1 pseudogene is annotated in these 1,980 nt (G+C 74.3%); it reads right to left on the bottom strand.

Features of this window, described 5'->3' with window-relative positions:
- Positions 1-124 precede the first annotated feature (124 nt).
- Positions 125-1,756, bottom strand: a pseudogene (locus ABZ885_RS40130) (condensation domain-containing protein); the annotation flags it as partial.
- Between the last annotated feature and the right edge of the window lie 224 nt (positions 1,757-1,980).

Here is a 1,980-nt window from a genome sequence, read left to right as displayed (position 1 = left end):
GTCGACTACTCGATGCTCGGCACCGCCCGGGTCGAGCCGCTGCTCTCCCGGATCCGGGTCGAGATGGCCGGCGCGGGTCGATCGGCACGTACGCGTGGCCCGCCTTGACGATCGCGAGCAGCGCGACCACCATCTCGACCGAGCGCTCCATGTAGACGCCGATGAACGGGCCGGCCCCGGTCTCCGGGCCGCCGGCGAGCCGGGCGCGCAGGGTCCGGGCGACCTGGTTGGCGCGGCGGTTCAGCTGGTCGTAGGTGAGCAGCTGCCCGCCGTACTCGAGGGCGGTGGCGTCCGGGGTGCGGCGGACCTGCTCCTCGATCAGGTCGACGACCGTGCCCGGCGGGTAGGCGGTGGCGGTGTCGTTCCAGACGTCGAGGATCAGCCGTTCCTCGTCCTCGCCGAGCATCGACGGCCTGCCGACCGGGGCGTCGAGGGCGGTGGCGAGCGCCTTGAGGAGGCGGGCGTAGTTGCCGAGCAGCCGCTCGGCGGTCGCCGGGTCGAACAGGTCCGTGTTGAACTCGATCTCGAACTCGTAGTCGTCCCCGGTCTGCCCGACGTAGAGCATGAGGTCGAACTTGGCGGCCGTCCGGCGCACCGGGCGGTACGCGGCGGACACCCCGGAGCCGAGGTCGAGCTCCGGCTGGGGGCCGAGGAGGGTCAGCATGGTCTGGAAGACCGGGTTGTGGTTGACGGCCCGCTCGGCGCCGAGCGCCTCCAGCACCTTCGGGTACGGGGCGTCACCGTCGTCGAGCAGCCGGTCGGTGGCCTCCTGGGCCGCGCCGAGCAGGTCGCGGAAGGTGTCGGCGTCGCGGTCGACCGGCAGGTGGAGCGGCAGCGTGTTGACGTAGCAGCCGACCACGTCCAGGTCCTCGGCGGACGGCCGGTTCAGCACGGTGGTGCCGATGGCGAACCCGTCCTGTCCGGTGTACCGGTTGAGCAGGACGGCGTAGGCGGCCAGGAAGACCGGGAAGGCGGTCGTCCGGCACTTGCGCCGGGCGGCCTCCAGCAGCGGCTCCACGTCGGCGCGCGGGACGGTGAGCGTGCGGCTGCTGCCGCGGAAGGTCTGGCGGGCCGGACGCGGCCGGTCCAGCGGCATGCCGAGCAGGTCCGGGCTGTGCGCGAGGGACTGCCGCCAGGCCTCGATCTGCTCGGCGTACTCGCCCCGTTCGAACGCGGCCCGGCTCCGGCGCACGTGGTCCCGGAAGGTGGCGGCCGGCGCGGTGCGCGGCAGCGGGGCGCCGGTTCCGGCGATCGCCCGCACGTCCTCGCCGATCCCGGTCAGCAGGAGCCGCAGACTCCAGTCGTCGACGGCGATGTGATGGGCCGTCAGGGAGAACAGCCACCGGTCGTCGGGCAGCGCCACCAGGAGGGCGCGCAGCAGCGGGGGCGCGCCGAGGTCGAACGGCCGGTGGTGGTGGTCGGCGAGGAGCCGGTCGGCCTCGGCCCCGGCCTCGGCGGGCGTGAGCGCGCGCAGGTCGGCGAAGAGCAGGGCGTCCGGAGCGTCCGGGGCCGGGGCGAGGACCTCCGCGCGCGGCCGGCCGTCCGGGCCGGTGCGGTAGCCGGTGCGCAGCGACTCGTGCCGCTCGACGGCCGCCCGCACGGCGGTGCGCACGGCGGCCGGATCGACCGCGCCGGTCAGTTCGAAGGCGAGCGACTCGTTGTACGCGGGCTCGTCCGGACTGGCGAGGTGCTGGAACAGCCAGAGGCTCTCCTGGGTGAAGGAGAGGAGGCCGTCGTCTTGCGCATCAGAGCTCATGATCATGATTCCATCTGTCGCGAACGGGCTGGCTTGTCTGCCGGAGGCTTGTGCGACCCGGGGTAGGGGTCGGGGCACGGGGCCGGAGGGTGGCGGCGCCGGGATCGGTACGGCCGCGGGCGTCGGGGCCTGGGCCGGGCCGGAACGAGGTGGTGCAGGCCGGGCCGCGAAGGTCATCCCGGCCCGGCGGGCACGCAGGTTGGCGGCGACGGCGACGGCGAGCC

The sequence above is a fragment of the Kitasatospora sp. NPDC047058 genome, from assembly GCF_040643935.1.
Lineage (GTDB): Bacteria > Actinomycetota > Actinomycetes > Streptomycetales > Streptomycetaceae > Kitasatospora.
Note: the sequence above shows the minus strand (reverse complement) of the source record. Positions and strands in the feature narration are given on the sequence as shown.